We start from the raw sequence: 23,562 nt of genomic DNA on the forward strand, positions 1-23,562 counted from the left end.
ATGAAGACAATGAGCATCAGACTGATTGCCATAGTTCTCGTCATCGTCCTGTCAATAACCTGGCCAGCCTTGGCAGAAGGCGAAGGTGCAAATGAGGCTATGGACAAGGCGGTTTCTGCATTTGAAAAGTCAGGAGGTGAGCTGGGGGTGCTGGTGGTGGCGCACGGGAGCGATGAGGATTTATGGTGTCAGCAGGTTCGTCAGGTCGTAGCAAACGTATCTTTACCCTATCCGGTGGAGCTGGGATTTCTGGAATTTGTTCCTAATGAGAGCATCGACGATGCAGTTGAAAGGCTTGAATCACAAGGGATCAGGGATATTATTGCAATTCCTCTATTCGTGTCTTCATACAGCAGCCATATTCAGGAGATCGAGTATGTGCTGAGGCTTAGAGAGACTCTCCCCTCAGGCGAAGATCTGGCTCGGGTGAACACCACTGCCAATATCACCATGACCCGCGCGCTAGATGATCATTCTCTGGTGGCCTACATTCTGGCGGACTGGGTTTCCCAGATGAGCAGTGATCCGTCCAATGAGACGGTGGTGATTCTTTCACATGGAACTGACGAGGAAGGAGACATCCGATCTCAGGTCTGCTGCCAGAACTGGCTTGCAGAGGAGGTCAAGTCTTACCTGCGCTACTGGGCGAGCCCCTCTATCAAGCTCAGAGATGTGAAGTATGCGTTCATTCACGGCAACCAAACCTTATACCCTGATTTGACGGTGGAATCGGTGATGCGAAACGCTTCCAAGGCTGGAGGCTCCTCAGAGGACGGGAATGGGGGCGTGATAGTTCTTCCCTTGATGGTCGCTGGAGGATCTATAACCGATAGCCAGATTCCAAAGCTTCTCGAAGGTTATAGCTGTCGTTACGATAGAGCGACTCTGGCATCTCATCCCAATCTCGCCAGGTGGATTGAGAACCGGGTCAGGTGTGAGATAGGCGAGGGCATGGGAGGCGTCTTGATCATCGATCACGGATCCAGCGATCCGAAGAGGGCTGAGGCAGTGAGAGAGCTGGCTGGTCAGGTGAATCAGATGTTATCAAGCATGCCAGTTGCAGTGGCCTTTGCAGAGAACGCCGCTGAAGAAGAGACCATTCCCGGAGGAATTGCCAGGCTGCTCGATCAGGGGGCCAGGAGAATAATTGCCGTTACGCTGTTCACCGGAAACACCGTCGACCACGAGGAAGCTCGAGATGAGGTCTATTCCGCTATGCAAAGCATCAACCAGACGAAGATTCTCATCACTGCACCGCTGTATGAAGGAATTTGTGCTGAGGTGAAGGGGCCGATCGACGATCATCTTTTAATTGCCGATCTGATCCTGGACCGGGCGAGAGAAGTCAGCATTGATGCAACCAACGAAACGCTGATTTTGGCTCCTTGGGGCAGCTCAACCTACTTCGAGGAGAGCGAGCTTTTGGCCAAGTCCCTGGTTGAGAGGATAAAGGCAAGCTCAGAGTTCAAGGATGTTGGGTTCGGCTTTATGGAGTATCAGGGCAGCCCGAACATAAGAGAGGCTGTGGAGAAGGCCCAGGGCGAAGCTGTGATCGTCGTCACCGTCAACAGCATGGGAACGAAATACGTCGATGATCTGATCGCCGAACGCCTGGAAGGACTCAACTATACCCACAATGGAAAAGGGTTCTATGGCTATTCTGAGAACCTCGATCCTCATCCAAACATCGCCCGATGGATCGAGTACAAGGTCGCAGAGGAGGTGAGGGCTTAAAAACCTCAAAGGAGGCTTGAGGCCTCTTGTACCTCAACTGAACGGATTGGCCAAAACTCCTGCAGGTAATCGCCTCGACCATCGCCGAGAGGCCGGGGCGAACACCTGACATGCGACTTGCGATTGGATCAGATGGCGACATAATAGCCGCGAATTGTCCATTTGGCATTTAAAATCATAGGACCACAAGCATTTAAGAGTCAATAATTGCGTTTTTTTTGTATTTTCAGAAAATCCTATCATTATTAGGGATCAAGTTATTGCCGCCTAACAGAGTATATCGGTACATCAGAGCCCATAAGGACGGATGGAACGTTGGCCATCGGTTTCCTCCTCATAAATGCTCCTTCTGTCCTTTGGACTTTGCCATGGAAGTTTCACAATCGGCGAAGCCTCAAGGCACTGAATACGACAGTCTAACTTTATAGAGGTGTATTATATCATGAAGGTTTTTTCCGGCTGCAGATGGGCAGCTGAACTGAGATTTAAAAATTACCTGGAGCAGATGGGCATAGATCTTGAAGGCAGCATCCTGGACATAGCAAGTGGGCCGTTTTCCCTGGGCTGCATTTGCAATGATGTCCATGGACATGACAATTGTCCCGGATTCGTCCGCTGTCTGGAGGAGATGGGAATACCTGCCAGTCTCGCCGATATCAGTCGGCTTGATTATCCCTCCAAGAGCTTTCGCTATGTGGTCACCTTTAATCCACCTTTAAGGCCATTTCGCCAGCGTGGGGATGCTCGATCAGGGATCAAGAGGTTTTTGGAGGACATGCTTCGCATAGCCCAGGAGAGGGTGATTATAAGAAGCAGCACCGTTATTCCCCTTCTGCCGGCCGAGTACGATTCGCTCATTGATAGAAGTGGAGAGAATTTTGCGATCTACAGGGCGGATTGCTATCGTCCTGGCAGTGAGATGTACTCCCAGTGCGAGACTCATTCGATCCCAATCCAATCGACCTCTTAGAATTAATCTGGTCATGGTGATGGAAACATGAGAAATATTGTCCTTATCGGAATGCCAGGTGCAGGCAAGAGCACGGTCGGGGTTATTCTTGCAAAAGCCCTTGGGATGAACTTTGTCGACGCAGACCTCGTGATCCAGGAGCGGACCGGGCTGCGCCTGCAGGCGATAATCGACAGGGATGGGCCAGCCGGATTCCTGAAAGCCGAAGAAGAGGCAGTTCTCTCCCTCAGTTGCAGGAATTCGGTTATTGCCACGGGCGGCAGTGTGGTTATGAGCCCCCGGGCAATGGAGCATTTAATATCGGCTGGTACTGTAGTTTACCTCAAGGTGCCTTTCGAAGAGATAGAAAAGAGGCTTGGCAATATCTCGGGCCGTGGGATTGTTCTTTTTGCCGGCCAGAGCCTCCGCATGATGTATGACCAGCGTGTCTCCCTGTACGAACAGTATGCCGACATCACAATTGATTGTGCCGGCCTGGATTTCGAGACGGTTGTAGGGCAGGTCCTCCTTTGTATATGATCCCGTAGACATCCGCCCCCGGGGAATTGGATCATCTGGCGGATACTCAGGAAATTGCCGTGTGTCGCACAGCAGCGAAAACCGGCATCTTCTGCAGACCTTATCATCACCGGCCTGGGAATGAAATCGGGATCGCCCAGCTTGAACTCGGTGATGGACAAGAGCCCCTCCGGGCACAGCACCCGGCGAAGCTACCCCAGGCAAGCGCTTCTATCCGGCACCTCACCCAGCACCGCCACCAGGAACGCAACATCGAATGATCTCAGTATTGATCGGTCTTTGAAAGATGGTGAATCCAGCGGCAAAGACTGCAAGAGCGCCCAGGATCATTTCAGCATTGCAACACATACTTTCCTTTTTATATCCTCTATTTCCCTTACCGCCACATTTACCCCATATACGGAGGACATTATCTCACTGTTCACAACTGCTGCAACTTCGTCTACCGCAAGAAGTCTTCTATTGCATAATGCAGCGGCCCTGCTGCCAACTAAGAAAGCATGATCAGGCATGTGGGTGTTCATGACAATTGATATTCCCGAAGATGCCAGTTTCTGCACTGCTTCCAGCACAAGCACCTGATTTCCAAAATCAAGGTGTGCCGTTGGCTCATCCAGCAAAAGCAAAGTTGGTTCCTGGGCAAGGGCACGGGCTATCAGAACCATCTGGCGCTGCCCGCCGCTGAGACTGCCAAGCGTTCTTTCTGCAAGGTCTCCAATGCCAACCATTTCAAGCGATTCTCTGGCAATTTTCATGTCCTTTGCGCCCGGAGATGCGAATATGGAAATGTGGGGTGTACGGCCCATTACCACAAAATCCAGAACCGTAAAGGGAAAAACCACTTCATTTTGCTGAGGCACGTATCCTATGCGCCGCGCGATTTTTCCTGCCCCCAGGGATGCTGTATTCTCTCCCATGATATGGACCGAACCTGTAGCAGGCTTGAAGATGCCTGCAATGCATTTGATGAGTGTGGATTTTCCTGATCCGTTAGGGCCGAGGATGCACATGACCTCGCCACTTCTCAGGGAAAAGGACACGTTTTCGAACACATTTTCCTTTCCGTAGGAGTAGCTGAGAGAATCAACCTCCAGGATCAGTTCCATCCCATGCGCCCCCTCTTTATAAGATATGCAAATATGGGAGCACCTACTAGAGAGGTTATTATGCCCAGGGGTATTTCCGTTACACTAACAGTTCTTGCCAGATCGTCTACAAGCAACATGAAAGATGCGCCGCATACCATGCTCATGGGCAGCAGGCGGTTGTAATTGGGGCCCACTATCATCCTTGAAATATGGGGCACCACCAGTCCCACCCAACCAATGACCCCGCTAATACTGACTGCCGCCGAGGTCACAAGGGTTGCACAGATAATGATTATCAAGCGCATTTTGTCCACATTTACTCCCAGGGATCTGGCTTCCTCGTCGCCCAGTGAGAGGATATTGATGCGCCATCTGAGAAGGAACAATACAAGCATTCCAATGAACATGGGTACAGTTATCCAGATCAGATCGCTGTACCTTATGCTGGAGAGGCTTCCCATAAGCCAGAAAACTATCTCAGGAAGTTCGTCATAAGGATCTGCGGCATATTTTGCCAGTGATATGAGGGCAGTGAAAATAGAACTCACAATTATTCCGGATAGAACAAGCACCAGAGTTCCGGTTCCCTTGCTAGCTTTATCCATGCTGATAGCAGCGAACATTGCCAGAAGTCCGAAAATAAAAGCCAGCAGCTGAATCATGATGTGGTTGTCGAATAATAGTATCCCCAGGCATGCACCAAAACCTGCGCCTGAACCCACACCCAGTATATAAGGCGATACCAATGGATTGCGAAACACACCCTGAAATGAGACACCAGCTACAGAAAGAGCGCAGCCTACGAGCATGGCTGCGAGGATCCTCGGCAATCTCACGCTGAACAATACTGTGTGATGAGTTGATGCTGGAATAGCAGTGCCAAAAAATAAAGCAGTGATAGTATTCATGATGTCATCTATTAAAACCGATACAGGTACCTGGTATCTTCCCATAAAGAGAGAAACTATGAGCATCAAGAAAGGCAATAAATACATGACAGTGGTGCCATGGTGCCTGCTATCAGGCATGAGTGCACTCCATCATATGCCCTGGCCACCCACTGGACGATGGCCTGTGGAAAGACCTGTTAGGGCTGGCATCCTCAAAGGACATGCCATAAAAACGCCTGTAGAATTCATCTGCCTCCTTTTTAATGTCAATCCCAAGCTTTCCGGGATGGATTTTGTCCGCAATATAGAGAAGACCTAATATCCAGCGAGGACTGCCGAAATCCCAGATTGGTGGTATCACATAGACCCTCTGCTCTTTTACCGCATCCGCTTCTATGCCATAATACCTGCACAGGCCATAGAACTCATCGAGCGGACGAGAGAGAAAACCGGAAATAAATATGGTTTGGGGATTATGTTCATTTATAAATGCAGGGGATACATTCACACCGGGTTTTCCTTCCCTCTGAAGCACTTTATTAATGCTCTTTCCTCCAGCAAAGGTCACAAGGTTGTTCTCCATTCTTCCTGCATTCAGGGCAAAAAGGGGTGAGCCCATACAGTAATAGACTGAATGATCGCTGTTCTCTGCCGCAAGGCTTAGAACTGATTCCATGCGCTTGCCGATAAAGGATGAAAGTTCCTCTCCCTGATGCTCTGCACCTGCCTTTTTGGCGATCAGCCTGATAAACTCGAGATATGAGCATGGCTGTTGTATCAGGCGATGCATTTTCATAAGCGTTTCAGCGTCAGAGACCTCCCGCCAGACCTCAAGCAGTTTCCCTTCGTCAAATATTCCCATGCATATGAGCGCTGCATGTACCATACCAAAAGCCCGGCTTATCCTGTAACCACCCATGAATCCGGCCTCACTGAAATTTTCACTGGCAGCAGTTCCCTTTACCTGGACATTATGCCCACAGCGGCAGGCATAGTCCGTCCAGGGCTTCAGAAGCCTGCATCCCATGGGGCCGTGAAACTCCCTTTCTGCAAGCAGGCTCCCACATTGCGGACAGTAGGTATGCAATAATTCCGTGCCCGGAGAATTGAACAGATATACGTGATCCATGTGCTCGCGTATTGCCCTGCACAATCTTTCAGCATCCCCTATGGAGGGTTCCTGTTCAAGAGGTGTATCCCCGAATGGAATGAATCTCATCAGCTGTAAGGGGATCTCAGAGGAGACCTTAGATAGTGTTCTTGCAGCCTGCAAGACATCGGCTTCATTTCTCCTGGAATACACTACCGACGTCTCTACGTGTACGCCCATTTCAAGAAGCCCGGCAATATTCCTAAAAACAGGAGTCGAGGATTTAGCACCACATGTCCTGTAAATACTATTGGAATATCCTTTGACCCCCACGTTCACGAAATCTATCAGACCTCCAAGCTCTTCAAGCGTCTCTTCAGTGAAATAGCAATTTGTAGAGCAGCCAACAAGCAGGCTATTCTCCTTTGCCTGAACTGCAAGCTCCCTGAAAATGTAATAGTTGGCAGCCGGTTCATTAAGTGTCGAAACCACGCCCTGGCATTCCTGCTCCAGTGCTTTTGCGACTACCTGGGTTGGGCTGAGCGTTGGCCAGCCAAAAGACCGGTTGGATGCCAGCAATCTTGCCACACATCCCTGGCATTCAAAATTGCAGCCGGTACTGAAAACCTGCAGGAACTTTGCCGAGGGATGAAAATGCAGCATTGGTATGGTTTCCACAGAAATGGGATAGCCACCCATGTAGCCAATTTCAGGAGATTGAATTATGCTGCCGCCTTTCTTCACATAAGTCCCGCATCTACCTCTGCTATGCTCGTTGATCTCACAACCGATCTCGCATACTTTGCACTGCATTTCTGCCCCCTCTATTTGCTCAATACCACCCAGAACCCGGAATCATCCCGGACCGTATGGCAGACGAGGTCGGTCTGCTCTGCTGCTTCTTCTATGACCTTCTGGTTTTCCGGGCTGAGGCGTTCCTTGGAATTGTTCTGCCACTGGGGATTGATAGCGGCCATTTTTTCAGATATCTGTTCTCTCAATTCCTTGGTGCCAAAACCTCCGCCTATCCATGCCTGCCCGCCGGGCGCAAGAACGCGGGCTATTTCATTAAAGGCAGCAGGAAGATCATTCCAGAAAAACACGGAACCACGGCTCACAATGAGATCGGCGCAGCCATTTTGGAAGGGAAGCACATGTACATCAGCAATCAAAGGAACAACCTTGTCCGCTATCCTGTGATGAAGAACTTTCTCCTGTGAAAGCCTGCACATCTCTCTTGAGAGATCAACGCCATAGGTCCGCATTTCTGTGATCTGGGCAATGGAAATCCCCAGGGATGCTATGCCGCATCCCAGGTCCAGGCATCTGCCGCTCTTAATCCCGCTCTCTGTGACTATATGGTTTGCTATGACTGGATAAATGGGAGCAAAGATATGCTCCGCAATATAAGCAAAACCCGGGGATTTGCCATTTTCTCTCATTTCGTTATCTTGGCCTCAGGATGCAATAGCATGTCAAGATCGCTATCTTCGAGAGCATAGTGGAAGAATTCCGAATAGAATTCACCGGTCAGGCTGTCTAGATCCATATCGGCAAAGAGGTCAGGATATAGCATCTTCGCAGTCCAGGCCGTTCCGATGATGAGGTGAGGGCCCTGCGGCCTATCTATCCAGCAGAACGGATTCTGCGGTGCCAGATATACTCGTTTGTTCTGTACAGCTTCGACGCTTGTCCAGATAGGATCGGAGTATACTGTTTTATAGAACTGCGGGCTGGAAGTGATTATTGCTTCTGGGTTCCAGTTCATAACCTGCTCTATGGATACCTGCGTCATGCCGTTTCCTGGAGTAAGGGGACAATCAGCAACGTTGATGCCGCCACAGATGTCGATCACCTGGGAGTGCTGCGAACCAGATGGATCTGTCGCCAGTCCTGTGGGACCTTCGGCATAGTAAACGCGCACTTTTTCGTCCTCTGGGATATCTTTTACTGTCTCATTGATCTTTGTCAGGATTGAACTGCGGAATTCGAGCAGCTTTTCTGCCTGATCCTTGCAATCAAGCAACTTCCCCACATACTCGATGGTGGGATCGGATTTCGTAACGAAGATGATGGAGCCATCGATAGCTACAACCGGGATGCTGCCAAATTTTTCCTGCCTGCGGTTGATAGTTTCCTGGACTTCGCCGTCTGTAGTGTAACCTTCTATTACAATGTCGGGACTCATGTTAATCATAGTCTCATAATTCCCGGTTTGTGTCCCATACCAGCCTCCTATTACCGGCAGGCTCTGATAATTTTCATCCATTAAAGTATGGTTAAAATTATTTATGAAATTCCAGCCTGCAAGTTTGTCGGGTGCGAGCATGTATACAAGAATTGTGGACGGGGGAGACGTAGAGATAACAGAGCTAATGTTTTCAGGAACGGTTAATTGCCTGCCCAACATGTCGGTGATCTGTACGGTGCCTGATGCCTGTTGAATTTCTTGTGCCATGCATTCACAGGCATTCATAGCCAGGAATAGCATAAAAATCAGAACAATTATGCTCCTTTTTTCATTCAAGGTATCAACCCGCTGAATTGAGATATCGCAGCACTATAAATAGTTAGTTGAGCTAAAATATGGCTCTTGGCCAGACTTTTCTTAAATTTATGAATCAAACTGCCCACTGCCACCCTGCCCTAAAAATACCTGTATTTTTAGAAAAAATTCGATAAATGGAACCCCGTTGCTCGGCCCGAGATCACCTCTCTTTTCTATATGGAATCTGGATCTCAGTCAACAGCTCCTCCTCTGCCGTCTTGCAGGGATCACTAAGGTACAGCTCCCGGATCGGTCCGGCTACTTCCAGACCGGCCCCGGCCATGTACTTGAAGACGGACTGGTAGGACTTGTGCAGGGTAGGATAGCTGCCCTTGTGGATCATCGAAAGCATTCTGGCAGCCGGCAGGCTCTTGACCTCGATTCCTGAACCTTCACCCTCCACTTTTCCCGCAATGGGAAGGGCGACCTCGATGCTGACCTCCTTCTCCGACCAATCGGAGATAGCCTCGGCCTCAACGCTGACATGCTCGTCTCCTCTTTCTCTATCATTCTCATTCCCTTTCGCACAGTCCTCATGGTAGATGGCGATGACTGGACCGATAACCTTCAACTGATTTCTCTTGCTGGCTGGGAGATCGACAAAAGAGAATAGCTCTCCGATCAGCTTTTCGATGGTTGGGCTGAGAATTCCCGTCTCCTTCCGGCAGATGACTCGCAGTGCCGGTACATCTTTTACCGCAGGCTCTGTTAATGCCATTCCTATCAACTCCGTTCGTTCCTCTTTCAGCAAGGCCTCGATCCTCTTCAGCCGCAAGATCTCCAACCGGACGGCAGAGAGCCGTCCCTCCATGAGACTATCAACAGTATCCCAATCGCCGCAAGCCTCGGCTTGCAGGTATGTCTTCAAGTCCTCAAGTGAGAAGCCTAGGCTGCAGATGGCTTTGATCTTCACCCCCAGTTCCATCTGGGAGGATGTGTAGTACCTATAGCCGGTGAAGGGATCCCTTGCCTCCGGTACCAGGATTTCCAATCGGTCGTAGTAACGCAGCGCCCTCTGGGATATCCTGGTGATGGCTGAGAACCTGGCTATCGGTATTCGATCGGCTGGCATTGCTGATTGATATGGTCCCACCGGTAAATAAATAGGCTGGCAGTCTGCCCCGGCAGAAGGTTTGAAATGAACCCGTCTGCATAGAGACGAAAGCAATGGCCTTAAAGCGTTTGCCCGCTCAGCAGATCCAATCGGATGGCTGCTACAGCTCGAAGGCAGCGATTCAATCTACCTTCATTTCCGTCTCTTCCGAAAGCGTGCAATTGAGCGCCATATCCCAGGCAGCAATGCGGCATCGCACATTCTGGCCTCTGTACTCCGCAAGGTCGATCGCCACTCTTCCACCATTAAGATTGTCGAAGATCCGCTGCACAACAGTCCCATTTACCAAAAGATCGATCCTCGCAAGCTTGTGGATGCAGGGGGTAGGCTCTGATGCCGTGTATTCGAACATATAACCAGTGCCCTCTCTCTTGCAGGATACTTTTACGTCCACGGGGGCATTGAAGTCATCCTGGATCTTTGCATTTCCCCATCCATTCTCGAACGGATAACTCCCGGTCATGCAGCCTGAATAATGCTCACGCAACCATTGCTTGTGATTGGCAAACGCATCGAATCCCAGCAGGTCGATGTGAGCAGGCTTATTGATCCCTATCCCATCCCGGAATGCTGATTCCAGGAGGGGAACCGAATCCAGCTGGTATCCGCTAAGAAGCGTCTCAACAGTGTCGATTGCCACGGAATCTCTCGAACAGAGAATTGCGTTCACGAGAATGAAATCGGTCTTGGCATCCTTATCTTCCACTTTGTTCGCCGGGCCGCTCCGGTTTCCAGTGAGTGCATCCATGATCACCAGGTCGAATCCTCTTGCACGGTTCAGCGCACACAGGTAATCAAGGAACATCCGGATGTCCCCTGTACCGAATCCATATCCGGCATGCTCCTGCTTTTCAAGGAGGCCGAGCATCGATCCCCAGTGGAGTTTTAGTGCTCCTGTCGTGCCGCAAAGTCCATGGCTTTTCAGAATGGGTATCCCGATATAAACATCGCAGTATTCTGACTCACCTTGTGCCTGATCCTTTGTCCGCAGGAACTTGGGGAGCCAAACCTCAGACCGTCCCCGTATAGGCTCATCGACAACAGCAAGGAACCGGTCTGACTTCTGAACGGAATCGAGGTTGACGAGCTTGGCCCCGGACCCTCCATCGAGAATACCATCGGCATCATAGTCATAACAGATATCGTTTGCCTCGACGGAATTTCCTGCACTTCGCTGCAAACGGGCATAATAAAAACTTTGAGGATTATTTTTGTCGGATGGATTCTTTTCGGGAGTGAATGTTGCGTCGATTACCTTAAGATCCGCACTGCCGTCAAATCCGATGATCTCTCGCACCTTTCCGGCAACATACCTTACGATCCTCGGATCGGATATGATCCCCCTGCCTTTCTCGCCTGGAAGACCCTGGCTTGGCCCGACGACGTTGACCTTGATGACGACCCTGTCGCCCCTCTTGATGATCTCTGAAAGGCCTCGTGGGCCCAGCACCTGGGCGATAGCGTCATCAACAAGATGAGGTATCTCGTCGTCAGCAGGTTCCCTGGTCATGCATGAAAAACCCACAGTTGGCAGGGGATTATCTGGGGGAATTTTTCGCCTGGTGCTCGTATTGGCGTAAACCGCGGAAATGTCTGTCCCTTGCACACCGGAAACCTGGATTTGTCTCATGTCCGCGTTGATCTTTTCCCATCGACGGCTGATATCGCTGGAGTAGTGGATGCCGACCGCGGGAGATAACTTCTCATCAGCACAGGTGGAAGAGACAGAATTATCAGAGTTATTCATAACAATAATCCTCGAGATTCAATTGGAGCAGAATGATTAATATCTTTCGACTATCAGTAATTCGTTCATGGAGATTGATGGTGGCGGATTAAATTGAACAACGGGAAACTCCAGCCGGACTCTTTGGCTCAACAGCAGTTGCAGTCCAATATCATGAAAAAAGCCCAGATCGACCTATCCATCGAAGTGGTTCTCCTGATAGTCGGAGGGGTCTTTTTTCTCCTATTTGGAGCGCTCCTTTTCCTGATCGATAGAGGAATGCTGCCCTACAGTGAGGGGAGCATGTACGGGATTTTCGTGGTTCTCGTATCGATGCAGATCATCACAATGGGAAAGACGCCTTTCGGAGACGTCCTCCGCTCATGGTTGGTCGTAGTCATTGGGCTTTTGGCGGCGATGCTCGGAACCCTGGCCATCTTCTATCCTGTCCACCTGAACGCGACGATCCGTATAATTGCAGGCTTAATGGTCCTTATCGCTGGGACCGTGGGGATGCTGCAATTGTTCATTTCAGAGGACAAGGCCAGAGTGTGGATGAAGGTTCCCGGTATCCTCCAGCAACTGACGGTCGCCTGCGCCCTTGTATATGGAATCGAGATAGTATTAGGGATTATCACTCTTCTTCCGGGCATCATGCCCAATCCTCTGACAGCAGTTTTTCTTCTCCTCTTTGGGGCAAGCCTGCTCTTCCTTGCCCGGTGCATCCATATGGCAGCTCACCAATACCGCTCAACAGAAGCGAAGAGAGTGCTGGAGCCATCCACAACAAAACGCGGGTTCTTCCTGTTAAAAGAGACGTCTTTAACGGTGGGAAACTCCTTCAACATCTACCAGGGATATCTCCTGATACTGCTCGGAATCCTGGTTCTATTAATGATTCTTGGAATAATACCCTCTTTTAATTCCGATGGCCAGCTCGGCCTTCTGCTGGTGCTGACCTCCCTTCAATTGCTCGCCCTGGGAGAGTTCATGGGAAAAGAGATGAGCAGATCATGGCCAGCGATAGCTTTAGGGATACTGTTTGCTGCCATAGGGTTTTTCTCTTGTATTGTTCCGGGAATCCTGACCGGTGTGATCCAGCCGCTCATCGGGCTCCAGAACATCATCTCAGGAGTGCTGCTCCTCGCCACCAAGATCGTCGGTCCAAGGGTGTATCAGATCAGCCATCCTCCTGCGGAATCGGTTGCCCTCCCCCCTATCGTCAAGCAACTAACCCTCGTGCTGACGGTAACCGGGATCGTGACCATCCTCTTTGGCATCAACATGCTTGCACCCTTGCTCCTTCCCGGCCTTTTCGGGATGATCGCTTATGCCCTGCTCCTTCCTCTACTCATCATCATCATGGGATTAATGGTGCTGATTTTGGTCGCCATCACCCAAAAATTAAATGGTATGTCCATGCCTTCTCCATAGCGCGTCTTCCTCGGGCTACACGACCCACTCACCGCTCCTGCGCTTGCGTGCCACATCGAGCAGATATGCGTCCATACCCTCAGCGGCCTTGGGATTGAAGCAGTTGGTCGCGCCTTCGACATCAGCATCATCGCCCAGCACGAGACGGTCTTTCCTTGCTACTCCTTCCAAGATCCTCTTCGCCGACTGCTCGGCAGTCTGAGCGCCTTTCGGTGGCTCAATGCCTCCTGCTGCCCAGATACCAGTTTTCGTTGTGCCAGGCGTTGCCGAGGTGAAGCAGATATTCTCATCCCAATACTCATAACGAAGGGCCAGAGTTAAACCGTTCAATGCGGCTTTTGTCGCAGAATACATCGACTGCTGAGCCATAGGGGAAAACGCTATGCCTGATATCACATTTATGATATGGCCGCCGCCTTGTGCTCGCATGATTGGAATTGCGGCACGTATGCCGTAGATGGCGCTATAAAAGTTGATCGCAAAAGCCTTCTCCCAGATCTCATTGGTCTGTTGCTCAAATAGACCACTCAAACCCACTCCTGCGTTGTTGAAGAGTATGTCTATACGCCCTTCGCCGAAGGCTGCAGATTTGGCGATCAAATCCTTTACGCTTTCCTCGCTGGTAACGTCACACATCAGGCCGAGCACTCTGCCCGGATATTCTACTTCGAGCCGGGCCCTCTCCCGATCGAGCTTCTCCTTATTGATGTCGGCCAGGATGACCTTGTTGGCGCCCGAGGCCAGCATCGCCTCGCAGAGAGCCAGCCCAATTCCCGATGCGCCACCGGTAACCACGGCTACCTTGTTCTCGTAGTACTTTTTCGTCTCACTCATTCTCTCTCCTCCCTTCGAAAATCGCTATTAGTATTGTCCATAACGCTGATGGCCCGTGCTGATGGTCGAGCGGTCGTAACGACCGGCGAACAGGTAGCTGAATAGGTCATCAGACTCCTTTTCCTCGAATCTCGCCAGTACATGCATCCCTCGAACCCAGTTGGAATTGATGGAGTATGCGGCACCCAATGGCTTGATGACGACCAGCTCCGACCAGGGGTCGTCCAGCGACGGCTCCATAGAAATCGATTTTATGCTGGCAGCCTCCCAGCTCCTGTAGTCAGTAACGCTGTCGTATCCGAGGAGGGTGGCGTTTTGCAGGATCACATTGTCGTCTTTGCCAGAACATATGTCGTATTTGAATAGAAAACAGTAGCCGTCTGCGCTCGCACCGGGGACGAGGTCTGTGAATCCAGCCTCCATTATCGGCTCGTTATAGCTTCCAATCTCTATCTCGGCCTCGAAGATGCGCCTGCCCTTTGCCTCTACCACTACGTGTGCGATATCGTCATTTCGCTCAACAACGATCTTCTCGCACATCTTCTTGGGAAGCCCCGACATCTCCCGACCGGAGAGCAGCCCCATCTGCGCGCCCGGCCCGCTCAGTTGCAGGTTGCAGAAATACAGGCCTGTATGCTCCTTGTACCGAGCACCAAGTATTCCGATACCGGCCTCCATATACCATGGGGCGAAGGTTGGTTCCCTGATGTTAACGAAGTAGGAGTAGACTTGAGGATGCTCGGGATCGATCAATTCCAGTTGCGGCGGCAGCACACGTCGCGCGACCTTTGGATCGGTCTCCCAGAAGATGTAGAGCCCCTCCTCCTCGTTCATCGCAGCCCCCTTCATAAAAGCATTGAGCTTTTCTCGTTCGATGAAATAGCTTCCGTTCTTCATTACAGACCCTCTTTAGTTTTTCCATTCCAGGAATGGTCAGGATTCAAAGACGAATGCCTTGCCATATGCTTCCTGTGTCGCCTCAAGAATCCTTCCTCCGCGGTTTGCATCCCCGATGATATGCGCCTGTGGAAAAGCATCCCTGAAGGCCTTCAAAACCTCTTTTCGGGGTTGAACTCCGAGCGCCAAGATGATCGTCTCGCCATTGACGAAGACCTTTTCTCCATCAGCTACGCGCTCCAAGACAACTCCATCCTCGGCTATCTCCAAGGCCTTATGTCCGAGCATATAAGCCGGCCCATATTCTGACAGCCGCCGTTTGATATCAATTAGGACCATGATGGGTACGCCCTGGCCGATTTCATGCAGCATGTCGACAATCGTTGTCCGGTGCCCGGCCTTCAGCACAACCTCCGCTGTCTCAAGTCCCGTCATTCCCGAGCCGAGGATAATGCAATCGCCTTTGAGCTGGGCTTTTCCGATGAGCACATCCTCGGCAGTGACGACATTTTTTCCATCGATGCCAGGGATGGGCGGCATCGAGGCTATAGCACCACAGGCTACGAAAATCCCGCAGGGCGATAGGGCTTTGACCTTCTCGACGGTTGCCTCCTCTCCCATCCGCAGCTCGATATCGCTCGCAGAAACCTGCGCAATCAATCCGTCCACTAGCCTTGTTATCTTCTCCTTGCCCACGCCCTTGTCGGCGATGTTCAGAGTGCCTCCTAAACGTTTTGCCGGATCGAAGAGCACGACATGAAACCCGCGACTATCGAGAAGCAACGCTGCCTCGATGCCGGCCGGTCCACCACCGACGACCACGACCGTTCGCCCTTGGCCGTTATATTTGGGATTCTCGAACTCCCGCTCCCGTCCCAGTTTTGGATTTACTGCGCATTTGACGTGGCGTTGGCTCTCTATCTCCTGGAAGCAGGAGAGGCAACCAATGCATTTGCGGATTGTCTGGGCTTTTCCCGCTTGGGCCTTGTTGCACCATTCTGGATCTGCCAGATGGCCACGGGCCACTCCGATGAAATCGCAGCATCCTTCGACAAGTATCTCTTCGGCTACATCGGGCTCTTTGATATTGCAGACCGCAATAATTGGAATGTTCACGTGCTTCTTTATCTCAGCTGCCATATATCTCTTCCAACCCTGCTCGTAGGTGCCGGGCTCTATGCATGCGCAGACCTCAGGGCTTCCTGGAATGGTGCAGCTCACATCGATGAAGTCGACTCCTGCCTCCTTCAACACCTCGCAGATCCTGCAGCTTTCCTCGAGGTCATTCCCCTCTTTTCCCAGGAACTCCTCGACGGAAAGCCGCACGCCTATCGGGAAATCGCCTCCGCACTGCTCGCGGATGCCTCTGATAATATCAAGCAGAAAACGCATTCGGTTCTCCAAGCTTCCACCGTAGTCGTCAGTTCGTTTGTTCAGATACGGCGAAAGAAAGCTGTTGATCAAATAGCCGTGTGCACCATGCAGCAGGACGCCGTCAGCTCCTGCCATCTTGGTGAACAATGCACCGGAGATGAAGGCGGATTCGATTTTTGCTATTTCTTCGACCTGGAGTGCGTGTGGTGTCTCATAAGCAGTAGGTGATTTGACTGCCGATGCAGCGACTATAGGCTCGCCGCCGATGGCAGATGATCCCTGGCCACCGGGGTGATGGAGCTGGATGAATATCTTTGTGCCGTACTTGTGCACGACATCAACGAGGCGTGCCAATCCAGCAACGTCAGCGAGGTTTCGTGCTGCCAGCTGGCAGGTCATGGCCGCTCCAGCACCATTGAGCACACGGCAGAGCTCACTCTCGATAAGACCGACACCACCTTTAGCCCGCGCCTCATAGTAGGCGATGATGTCGTCGTTGACGCCTCCCCCTGGAGCTGCAATCACCGTACCCATCGGCGTCATCACAACTCGGTTCTTGATCTCGATCCGCCCAATGCGCCCCGTGCTGAACAGTCTCTCGTACATATGCTTCAACACCTATAGTGGAATTTATTGAGTATTTTGCGATGAAGAATTGGTATGCTGTCTTGGTTCTGTGATCTATTCGAGGCTAATTCTCGAAATTTTGTAATCTGCATCATGACATAATCCATCATATGTTCTTCAATTCATAATAGATTAGCTTGTCGATTATATTATGAAATCGGGTGTTGAATAGGCAGGCGTGTGTAGGCAAGCAGATAGCTGCGATGCGAAAAGCTGTTGTAGCTTGGGCTTCCTAAGCTAAGTTTCATTGATATGTACCTTGACACTCCTATTTTCATCTCCAGCCTTCTGATTGCCGGGGAAAACTATAAATTGTCAACTTGCATAGGTTGACGCATGAACTGGTTAACCAACGGAAAGCAGTTCGAGTTCTGGAAGCTGAGACGTGCCAGGATGTCCAATAAGGCGATAGCGGTGAGCTTTGGGATCTCCAGGCAAGCGGTCTCGAAAGCCCTTCTCAAGGCAGATGAGAAAGTCGAGATTGCTCTTCGAGATATGGCAACAGCAAATAGAATCGCCATCATGAAGATCAATCCAAAGTTAGGCGTTCTTCTCGGTCGTTCGGTCCCGCTGGGTGTGGATGCCATCGTCTTCATCTCCGGCAAACATGGCCTGCAGGTCTGGTACGAACACGATGGCGATTGCGGGTCGTGCGATGAGTACGCAAAGTGCATAGAGCTGCTCTGGGATTACGCTGGCGAGCTGGGCATAGTGCTTAACCGGACGGCTGATCCCACCAAGATGGCTGAGGAATTATTCGCTAGAGTTATGGGGATGATCTGACCGTGAATGTCTCTGAGATCATTGAGCACTGGATGGGATGGTGTCCAAAGAAGCAGAGAGCGAAGATGGTTTCAGGAGCTGTTTTTCTATCTGGGGAGATGTCCATGAAAACACAAAAGGGAATCAGCAGCAGGATAAAAGGCATAGCAGTAGTTGTACTGGTATTGGTTGCAGCTCTGGCTGGAATGCGTTTGGAGTTTGGCAGCTTGCAGTCACCAGACTGGATCCTGAGAGACAGCAAGGCAGTAGAAGGCTACCAGTGGATGGCCAACAACACCGAGAGCGATGCCACTGTTCTGGCCTGGTGGGATTATGCTGATGGGATAACGGGGGTTGCACACCGCCAGGCGGTGATAGCCGAGGCCTCTCGGGAGATCAGGAATACTATTGGTGGCTATACCGATCCAAGCAAGCCTTGGCATAAGATAGAATATGCTCTGTGGTATCCCTTTGAGCCTGAAGAGAGGGTCCGGGATGTTGCAGATTTCTTTATATCAGATAATCCTACATCGGCCATGCAGATCGCAGAAAAATATGGAGCGGATTATGCGCTGGTCATGGCCGACGATATGGGCAAGTATTTCTCGTTGATAATGGCGGCTAAAGAAAACCTAAGCGACTACCTGAGCGTTCAAGTCAACCAGACTTCCAGAACAAGATCGTACCCAAGCAAGGAGACCATCTTCACCAGAATGGTCGGCGGCGAGGAAATCGAAGGATTCTCCAAGTCGTTTGACAACGGGCGGATGAGGATTTATAAGCTGGAGAAAACGGCTGCGGTTTAGCATCCATCGATAAGACGGCCCATCAGCGCGGCTGCTGCTCGAGGGATGCAGGAAGGGCGCCCTGGGCGTCAGGTCCAGGGCGAAGCCAATGAATCATTCGATCTTATATCCCGCAGCCTCCACCGCTCGCCTGAAGTCCTGCTCGGACAGCTTTGCGGAATCATACTCTACGTAGGCGGTCTTCTGTCCTAGATCGACCCTGGCACTGCTGACACCGTCAAGACCAAAGAGGGCTCTTTCCACCGCAGCCGAACATCCGCCGCAGGCCATACCAGAGATCTTCAGTTCGATCTTCTTATTTCCCGACATATCAAATCAGACCTATTTTCGGTTTCTTTCGATTGCATATCTGGCAGGCTGCTCCCATTTATGGCCTTTGCTGGGAGGAAGTGGAAAGGAACATCTCCCTGTAATCCGCATGCTTTCCGGAAAAGGATGGATAGGTGAAGTGCAAACCCCCATGCCCCAGAATAGCCCCCAGCGGCCTTGCCCCTTAGAAGTCCATTTCGCCTTCGGAATTGAAGAACTTATCGTCAGCTTCCAGATGAACCACCTTTCCGATCACCAGCACGAACTTTTCTCCTGCTATCTCCTCTTCCAGGGTGCACTCGGCCCAGGCCAGACAGCCCTCGACACCGGGTGCCCTGACCTTCAAGGATTATCTGGGTGCAATCCCGGCTGCCAGAAACTCGTCCACCTCTGGGGGGATAGCTCCTGGCGCTGACCATGACCGCATCCTCCATCCCTGCAGGTGGAACGTTCACCACGAACTCGCCCGTCTGGCGGATGTTCTCATACGTTTTTTCTCCGTCTCTACAGTGCTGGGGCGCAGGGGTAGAGAGGGCTCCGGTCTTTAGGCCGGAGATGAATCGTACCCCGCCCTACGCTATGAACCTTAATATACTATAACAGCGTAGAACTGTACATGCTTAAGGCTTACAAGTTCAGGCTTTATCCCACAAAGAGCCCATGATCCTCAGGCGGGGATCATGCCCAAAGCATGAAAAACCCATAGAGCCATAGGCAAGGCTGATATGGGCAGTGAAGGTTGATCTGTGACCTGAGACATGATCTCGACACAAAGACAACCATGATCTCGTGGATGCCCAAATGCGTCTTTGAACGCGTATGTGAAGTTGCACGCACGAGTGATCATCATCTGCCCATATCAGGCAAGTGAGACGATGGACTCAGATAAGGAAATAGTTTGCGGAGCAGATATCCACAAGGATTTTCTTATTGCTACAATGATATCCCGAAGTGGATTGAAGCTCCAAGAACGTTTTAATATGAACCAAGATGGCCTCTTGGCATTCAGATCCTGGATAATAAACCACAGATGCCAGAGGCTGGCTGTAGAATCCACGGGAGGTTTTTGGTATCCTATCTTCACCATTCTAGAAGGTCATGTCGAATTTATCCTGGCCAATGCATATCAGATCCGGAATATTGAGCACAAGAAAACCGATAAACTTGATTCGGAACGAATCGCGATATATTGTCTCAATAATCTCATCACGCCCTCCAGAATCTATCCAAAAGACTACCGAGATCTAAGAAGCATAACTCGTGCTCGTGAGACACTGGTCAATGCAAGGTCCAAAATCAAGAACCAGATTCATCAATCACTTTCGACCTGCTGCATCAAGCTCTCCTCAGTCATATCCGACTCTTTTGGCAAATCTGGAAGATATATCATTGATAGGCTTCTGGAAGGAAAGACGATCGATCAGATCATATCTGGAATACCTTCGAAGAGGATTCGGAAAAAGGAGGACGAACTCAGAGAAGCCATCAAGAATGGATTAGATCCCGTTCAGGTATTTTTGATCAAGGCAAATCTTGATGTCATAGATGATATTAGCAAGAAGATAAAAATTCTGGAAGCTGAGATCGCCGAAAAAGTCAAACCCTTCGAGGATGATTTGAAAATTATTTTGTCTGTTCCAGGTGTTGGATTCATTTCGGCAGCTACCATTATTGCAGAAATGGGAGATTACAGGGACTTTCCGAGTGCGGATAAGATGGCAAAGTACTTCGGTATTGTGCCTTCGGTCTACCAATCGGCAGGGAAGCTGCGAACTGGGAAGATCACTAAGACGGGATCTAAGCATATGCGAAGGATCTTGGTGGAAGTTGCAAAAGCCATATCCAGGACCAAGAAGAATTCAAGGTTAATGAGATTCTTCCAGAGGATATTGGCAAGGTGCGGAAAGAAGAATATTGCAACCGTTGCGCTCGCCAGAAAAGTGCTCTGCATCATCTATCATTTGCTTATGAATCACGAGAATTATCAAGAACCAGAGGTCACGAAAACCAAACCAAAAATTCCCAGCTCTGTTTCGCCCATAAGAATGATGGATATCGACGAGATGATAAAGATCATCAGTCAGGCAGGATACTTGGTGGAGAAAGATTTGAAGGAGGGATGCGGATGATCCGCAGCATCTTGTTTTTTTAAGTTTTTCATGTGAAGTCTCAGATAACCAAGATGGAGCGAACGCTGGACTTGTGCCGATGGACATACAACCAGACTCTAGCATACAGAAAGAACGCCTGGGAGAATGAAGGCAAATCAGTTTCCAAATATGAAACGAACGCTCTTCTTCCTGGTTGGAAAGAGGATAAACCCGAACTGAGAGACGTATATGCTCAGACCCTTCAGAATGTTCAGGAGCGGGTAGATCTAGCCTTTAAAGCCTTTTTCAGAAGGATTAAGGCGGGAGAAGAACCCGGATATCCCAGATTCCGAGGGAAGGGTTGGTACGATTCATTTACTTATCCACAACCTGAGAAGGGCGGCAATCTTGTTAACGGCATGGTACGTCTTCCCAAGATAGGCGATATCAAGATCAAGCTCCATCGCCAGATAGAAGGCAAGATCAAACGGCTGACCGTCAGAAGGACAGCCACAGGCAAATGGTTTGCATGCTTCTCCGTCGAAACGGAAGATGTTCCTCTCCCCCCCTGGAAAGATGGGGCTGTAGTAGGTATTGATGTCGGCCTTGAGAGCTTCGCCACCTTTTCCAATGGTGAGACGATAGCTAATCCTCGATTCTTCCGAGAAGAAGAACACGAGTTAGCTAGAGCCCAAAGGAAACTCTCTAAGGCTCCTAAAGGAACTCCAGATCGCAAGAAAGCTCTTAAGGTTGTTGAGCGAGTCCATGAGCGGATAGCTAACAAGCGATATGAGTTTGCCCATCGGGTTAGTCATAACTTGGTAGATAGATTTGGTCTAATAGCTTTTGAAGATCTTAACATCAAAGGCATGGTTCATAATCATTGCCTGGCTAAAAGCATCTCAGACGTAGCTTGGAACATGCTAGTGACTTTAACCTCTTACAAGGCTGCAAGTGCCGGTTCGGTGGTGGTCCTGGTAGATCCAAGGAATACGTCTAAGATGTGTTCCAGGTGTGGTACTCTCATTGAAAAGTCGCTGTCCGATAGAGTCCATAACTGCACTCTGTGCGGGCTGTCGATGGACCGGGATTGGAACGCAGCGATAAATATTCTCAGATTGGGATTGCAATCTGTCGGCACAGGAAGCCGTGGAAGCCCTGCTATTTAGGGCGGGGAGCAGTCACTTCACGAAAGAAACTAAAAGGCTCTTCGCTGAATTATGGGGGTGAGTTCAGGCAGAGAATATGGCCTCTGTTCCTCTGTGTCTCGGTTGGGTCAGTGCATCGCGGTTCACCACAGAGGAACAGAGAATTTCTGATTCAAGTCCACCCATACCAAATAGCAGGGAGCCAACTAAAAAAATTAAAATAGCACTCCTTTGGGCTTGGAGATCAGTGCTACAGGACGGCCTGAGAGCTGGGCGGTCAGCCATGGGTCAAGGCCTGTATTGTCTGCTGTCTGCTGGCCGTTACCTGCATTGCTATTTATGATGATGGGCGTGCTATTGGCGGCATAATATGGATGGTACCATGATGGTGCATATCCTGGTGGGTAGACTGTGCCATTATAAATCTCAAAGCCCTTTGGCGCGCTCCCCCAGTTCCAGAGATTATTGCGAGTCTCCTCGATTTTTGGCTCTTCGCCGTGCTCTTTCAGCCATGAGGCCCCATATTCTCCTCCCACATCCAGAAAAGACTGAGCTGATTGTGGGAAGATGATCATAAGGCTAATGCAGATCATTATTGACAGCATCGTCTCCATATGCACATCCCTTCAATTCTTTTCATGATTTCAATAAATTGCTGTTGCTCCCTCTTAATACCCCATGTGGTTCATCCTCAATATCTCGATGGTCCTGGCATTACTGGAATCGGGTGCTTGCGGGATTTTTTTGGGAGCAGATCCCCACATGGAGAGGTTAGCATAGGCTCCGGTTTCATTGGTGACATTGGTGGTGTTCACAATGTCTTTAAGGAGCATTTGCCCCTCATGGCCTGAGATATCCACGGACTGCGCGCTTTGCGAAAGGTTGATGGTCTTATTCTCATCTGAGGCGGAAAGGGATGAATTGTTGGCAAGGTTATCGGATAGCTCTGCCAATAGCATATCGCCATTAGTGCCACTGATATTGATTGGTGATCTGCTCTCCGCAAAGAGGACAAGGGCCATCAATATGGCTAGAATTAGAATCGTGCACTTCATATATCCCAAAAGGTCTGATTCATCGCCGGCTTAAATACGCTTTGCTGCCCGTTTGCAATATAGATCTGGGAAATCATGCTAATGCCGCAAGATTGATAACGTTGTGAGTAGAAACTCATATGAGTCAGCAAAAGGGGGCTGCAAACAAAGCCTTATATCGCAGTCTCATTGCCAGCGATGAGACTTGTGAAAAATTGCGGCATTACACAGGGAATGGATCGATTAATCGCAAAGAATGTTTCGGATCAAGGGATGAAAGATGTCTGATGAAGAAAAATCCACTGCAAAGCAATCCTCGCCTCAATTCATACCCAAATTAAAGGGCAAAAGGGTATTGATCCGTCTGACCTCCGGAGGTCAGCCGGTTACTGGGACTATTGAGTCATTCAACTCATATGAGATCCTGCTCCAGACTGCAAAGGGAGAGCTACTGGTATTCAAGCATGCTATTGCCACCATCGAGGTCGTGGACGAGCCCAGAGGGTATAGGCCTGCCGTATGATGACGATAGCAGTAGACATCTCAGTGCATCTTGGTGATCGACATC

At 50.2% G+C, this 23,562-nt stretch carries 24 protein-coding genes; 10 read left to right on the forward strand and 14 right to left on the reverse strand.

Going from position 1 to position 23,562, the window contains the following annotated elements; all coding sequences use genetic code 11:
* The first annotated feature begins 9 nt into the window (after window positions 1-9).
* The 3 genes from MCON_RS01515 (at window position 10) to MCON_RS01525 (ending at window position 3,223) form a co-directional block, all read left to right on the forward strand.
* Window positions 10-1,734 (forward strand): sirohydrochlorin chelatase, encoded by a 1,725-nt coding sequence (locus tag MCON_RS01515; RefSeq protein ID WP_162144983.1) that lies wholly within the window; start codon window positions 10-12, stop codon window positions 1,732-1,734.
* 442 nt (window positions 1,735-2,176) lie between these two features.
* On the forward strand, window positions 2,177-2,704 hold the full coding sequence (locus MCON_RS01520) for a hypothetical protein (protein WP_013718286.1): 528 nt from the start codon (window positions 2,177-2,179) through the stop codon (window positions 2,702-2,704).
* A 27-nt stretch (window positions 2,705-2,731) separates the two neighbouring features.
* Window positions 2,732-3,223: a shikimate kinase gene (locus tag MCON_RS01525; protein ID WP_013718287.1), complete on the forward strand. Its 492-nt coding sequence runs from the start codon at window positions 2,732-2,734 to the stop codon at window positions 3,221-3,223.
* Window positions 3,224-3,549: 326 nt separating this feature from the next.
* Here the strand turns inward: MCON_RS01525 and MCON_RS01530 are convergent, their stop codons facing one another.
* The 7 genes from MCON_RS01530 to MCON_RS01560 all read right to left on the reverse strand — a co-directional run bounded on the left by MCON_RS01530 (window position 3,550) and on the right by MCON_RS01560 (window position 11,700).
* Window positions 3,550-4,329, reverse strand: coding sequence for an ABC transporter ATP-binding protein (locus MCON_RS01530; RefSeq protein WP_013718288.1), 780 nt, complete (start codon window positions 4,327-4,329; stop codon window positions 3,550-3,552).
* Window positions 4,320-5,339 carry a FecCD family ABC transporter permease gene (locus MCON_RS01535; RefSeq protein WP_013718289.1) on the reverse strand — a complete coding sequence of 340 codons (1,020 nt, stop codon included), beginning with the start codon at window positions 5,337-5,339 and terminating at the stop codon, window positions 4,320-4,322. Before MCON_RS01535 ends, MCON_RS01530 begins: the two co-directional genes overlap by 10 nt.
* The gene (locus MCON_RS01540) at window positions 5,332-7,104 is read right to left on the reverse strand and encodes a radical SAM protein (protein ID WP_013718290.1); all 1,773 of its coding nucleotides are present in this window, start codon (window positions 7,102-7,104) and stop codon (window positions 5,332-5,334) included. The genes MCON_RS01535 and MCON_RS01540 overlap by 8 nt, the downstream gene beginning before the upstream one ends.
* A gap of 11 nt (window positions 7,105-7,115) precedes the next feature.
* On the reverse strand, window positions 7,116-7,733 hold the full coding sequence (locus tag MCON_RS01545; protein WP_013718291.1) for a class I SAM-dependent methyltransferase: 618 nt from the start codon (window positions 7,731-7,733) through the stop codon (window positions 7,116-7,118).
* Window positions 7,730-8,818, reverse strand: a complete 1,089-nt coding sequence (locus MCON_RS01550) for an iron ABC transporter substrate-binding protein (RefSeq protein WP_013718292.1) — start codon at window positions 8,816-8,818, stop codon at window positions 7,730-7,732. The genes MCON_RS01545 and MCON_RS01550 overlap by 4 nt, the downstream gene beginning before the upstream one ends.
* Window positions 8,819-8,999: 181 nt before the next feature.
* Window positions 9,000-9,911 (reverse strand): MerR family transcriptional regulator, encoded by a 912-nt coding sequence (locus tag MCON_RS01555; protein ID WP_013718293.1) that lies wholly within the window; start codon window positions 9,909-9,911, stop codon window positions 9,000-9,002.
* Window positions 9,912-10,074: 163 nt separating this feature from the next.
* A complete protein-coding gene (locus tag MCON_RS01560; RefSeq protein WP_013718294.1) occupies window positions 10,075-11,700 on the reverse strand; it encodes a DUF362 domain-containing protein in 1,626 nt (541 codons plus the stop codon).
* Between the two features lie 93 nt (window positions 11,701-11,793).
* Here MCON_RS01560 and MCON_RS15470 point away from each other — a divergent pair, with 93 nt between their 5' ends.
* On the forward strand, window positions 11,794-13,113 hold the full coding sequence (locus MCON_RS15470) for a hypothetical protein (protein ID WP_013718295.1): 1,320 nt from the start codon (window positions 11,794-11,796) through the stop codon (window positions 13,111-13,113).
* A 15-nt stretch (window positions 13,114-13,128) separates the two neighbouring features.
* Here MCON_RS15470 and MCON_RS01570 read toward each other — a convergent pair whose 3' ends face one another.
* Genes MCON_RS01570 through MCON_RS01580 form a run of 3 tightly spaced genes read right to left on the reverse strand, consistent with a single transcriptional unit; the run spans window position 13,129 to window position 16,824 of the window.
* Window positions 13,129-13,947 (reverse strand): SDR family NAD(P)-dependent oxidoreductase, encoded by an 819-nt coding sequence (locus MCON_RS01570; RefSeq protein ID WP_013718296.1) that lies wholly within the window; start codon window positions 13,945-13,947, stop codon window positions 13,129-13,131.
* 27 nt (window positions 13,948-13,974) lie between these two features.
* Window positions 13,975-14,844 (reverse strand): acetoacetate decarboxylase family protein, encoded by an 870-nt coding sequence (locus MCON_RS01575; RefSeq protein WP_013718297.1) that lies wholly within the window; start codon window positions 14,842-14,844, stop codon window positions 13,975-13,977.
* A 36-nt stretch (window positions 14,845-14,880) separates the two neighbouring features.
* A complete protein-coding gene (locus MCON_RS01580) occupies window positions 14,881-16,824 on the reverse strand; it encodes an oxidoreductase (protein ID WP_013718298.1) in 1,944 nt (647 codons plus the stop codon).
* Window positions 16,825-17,181: 357 nt separating this feature from the next.
* Between MCON_RS01580 and MCON_RS01585 the strand changes: the two genes are divergently transcribed.
* Together MCON_RS01585 and MCON_RS01590 are read left to right on the forward strand one after the other, a co-directional pair.
* On the forward strand, window positions 17,182-17,628 hold the full coding sequence (locus tag MCON_RS01585; protein ID WP_013718299.1) for a hypothetical protein: 447 nt from the start codon (window positions 17,182-17,184) through the stop codon (window positions 17,626-17,628).
* A gap of 104 nt (window positions 17,629-17,732) precedes the next feature.
* The gene (locus MCON_RS01590) at window positions 17,733-18,413 is read left to right on the forward strand and encodes a hypothetical protein (RefSeq protein WP_162144984.1); all 681 of its coding nucleotides are present in this window, start codon (window positions 17,733-17,735) and stop codon (window positions 18,411-18,413) included.
* Window positions 18,414-18,506: 93 nt separating this feature from the next.
* Here MCON_RS01590 and MCON_RS01595 read toward each other — a convergent pair whose 3' ends face one another.
* A complete protein-coding gene (locus MCON_RS01595) occupies window positions 18,507-18,722 on the reverse strand; it encodes a heavy-metal-associated domain-containing protein (RefSeq protein WP_013718301.1) in 216 nt (71 codons plus the stop codon).
* Window positions 18,723-18,906: 184 nt separating this feature from the next.
* Complete coding sequence (locus MCON_RS16810; protein WP_013718302.1) at window positions 18,907-19,068, reverse strand: flavin reductase family protein; 162 nt, start codon at window positions 19,066-19,068, stop codon at window positions 18,907-18,909.
* 270 nt (window positions 19,069-19,338) lie between these two features.
* Between MCON_RS16810 and MCON_RS17040 the strand changes: the two genes are divergently transcribed.
* The 3 genes from MCON_RS17040 (at window position 19,339) to MCON_RS01610 (ending at window position 21,981) form a co-directional block, all read left to right on the forward strand.
* The gene (locus tag MCON_RS17040) at window positions 19,339-19,386 is read left to right on the forward strand and encodes a helix-turn-helix domain-containing protein (protein ID WP_157863879.1); all 48 of its coding nucleotides are present in this window, start codon (window positions 19,339-19,341) and stop codon (window positions 19,384-19,386) included.
* A 211-nt stretch (window positions 19,387-19,597) separates the two neighbouring features.
* Complete coding sequence (locus MCON_RS01605) at window positions 19,598-20,851, forward strand: IS110 family RNA-guided transposase (protein ID WP_013719824.1); 1,254 nt, start codon at window positions 19,598-19,600, stop codon at window positions 20,849-20,851.
* A gap of 32 nt (window positions 20,852-20,883) precedes the next feature.
* Window positions 20,884-21,981 (forward strand): RNA-guided endonuclease InsQ/TnpB family protein, encoded by a 1,098-nt coding sequence (locus MCON_RS01610; protein WP_013718305.1) that lies wholly within the window; start codon window positions 20,884-20,886, stop codon window positions 21,979-21,981.
* 194 nt (window positions 21,982-22,175) lie between these two features.
* On the opposite strand, the gene MCON_RS01615 is transcribed toward MCON_RS01610, so the two are convergent.
* Together MCON_RS01615 and MCON_RS01620 are read right to left on the reverse strand one after the other, a co-directional pair.
* Window positions 22,176-22,553: a hypothetical protein gene (locus MCON_RS01615; RefSeq protein WP_157863619.1), complete on the reverse strand. Its 378-nt coding sequence runs from the start codon at window positions 22,551-22,553 to the stop codon at window positions 22,176-22,178.
* A gap of 75 nt (window positions 22,554-22,628) precedes the next feature.
* Complete coding sequence (locus tag MCON_RS01620) at window positions 22,629-23,015, reverse strand: hypothetical protein (protein WP_157863620.1); 387 nt, start codon at window positions 23,013-23,015, stop codon at window positions 22,629-22,631.
* A 259-nt stretch (window positions 23,016-23,274) separates the two neighbouring features.
* On the opposite strand from MCON_RS01620, the gene MCON_RS01625 reads away from it, so the two are divergent.
* The gene (locus MCON_RS01625; RefSeq protein ID WP_013718308.1) at window positions 23,275-23,517 is read left to right on the forward strand and encodes an RNA chaperone Hfq; all 243 of its coding nucleotides are present in this window, start codon (window positions 23,275-23,277) and stop codon (window positions 23,515-23,517) included.
* The last annotated feature ends 45 nt before the right edge of the window (window positions 23,518-23,562 follow it).

The organism is Methanothrix soehngenii GP6 (genome assembly GCF_000204415.1).
Lineage (GTDB): Archaea > Halobacteriota > Methanosarcinia > Methanotrichales > Methanotrichaceae > Methanothrix > Methanothrix soehngenii.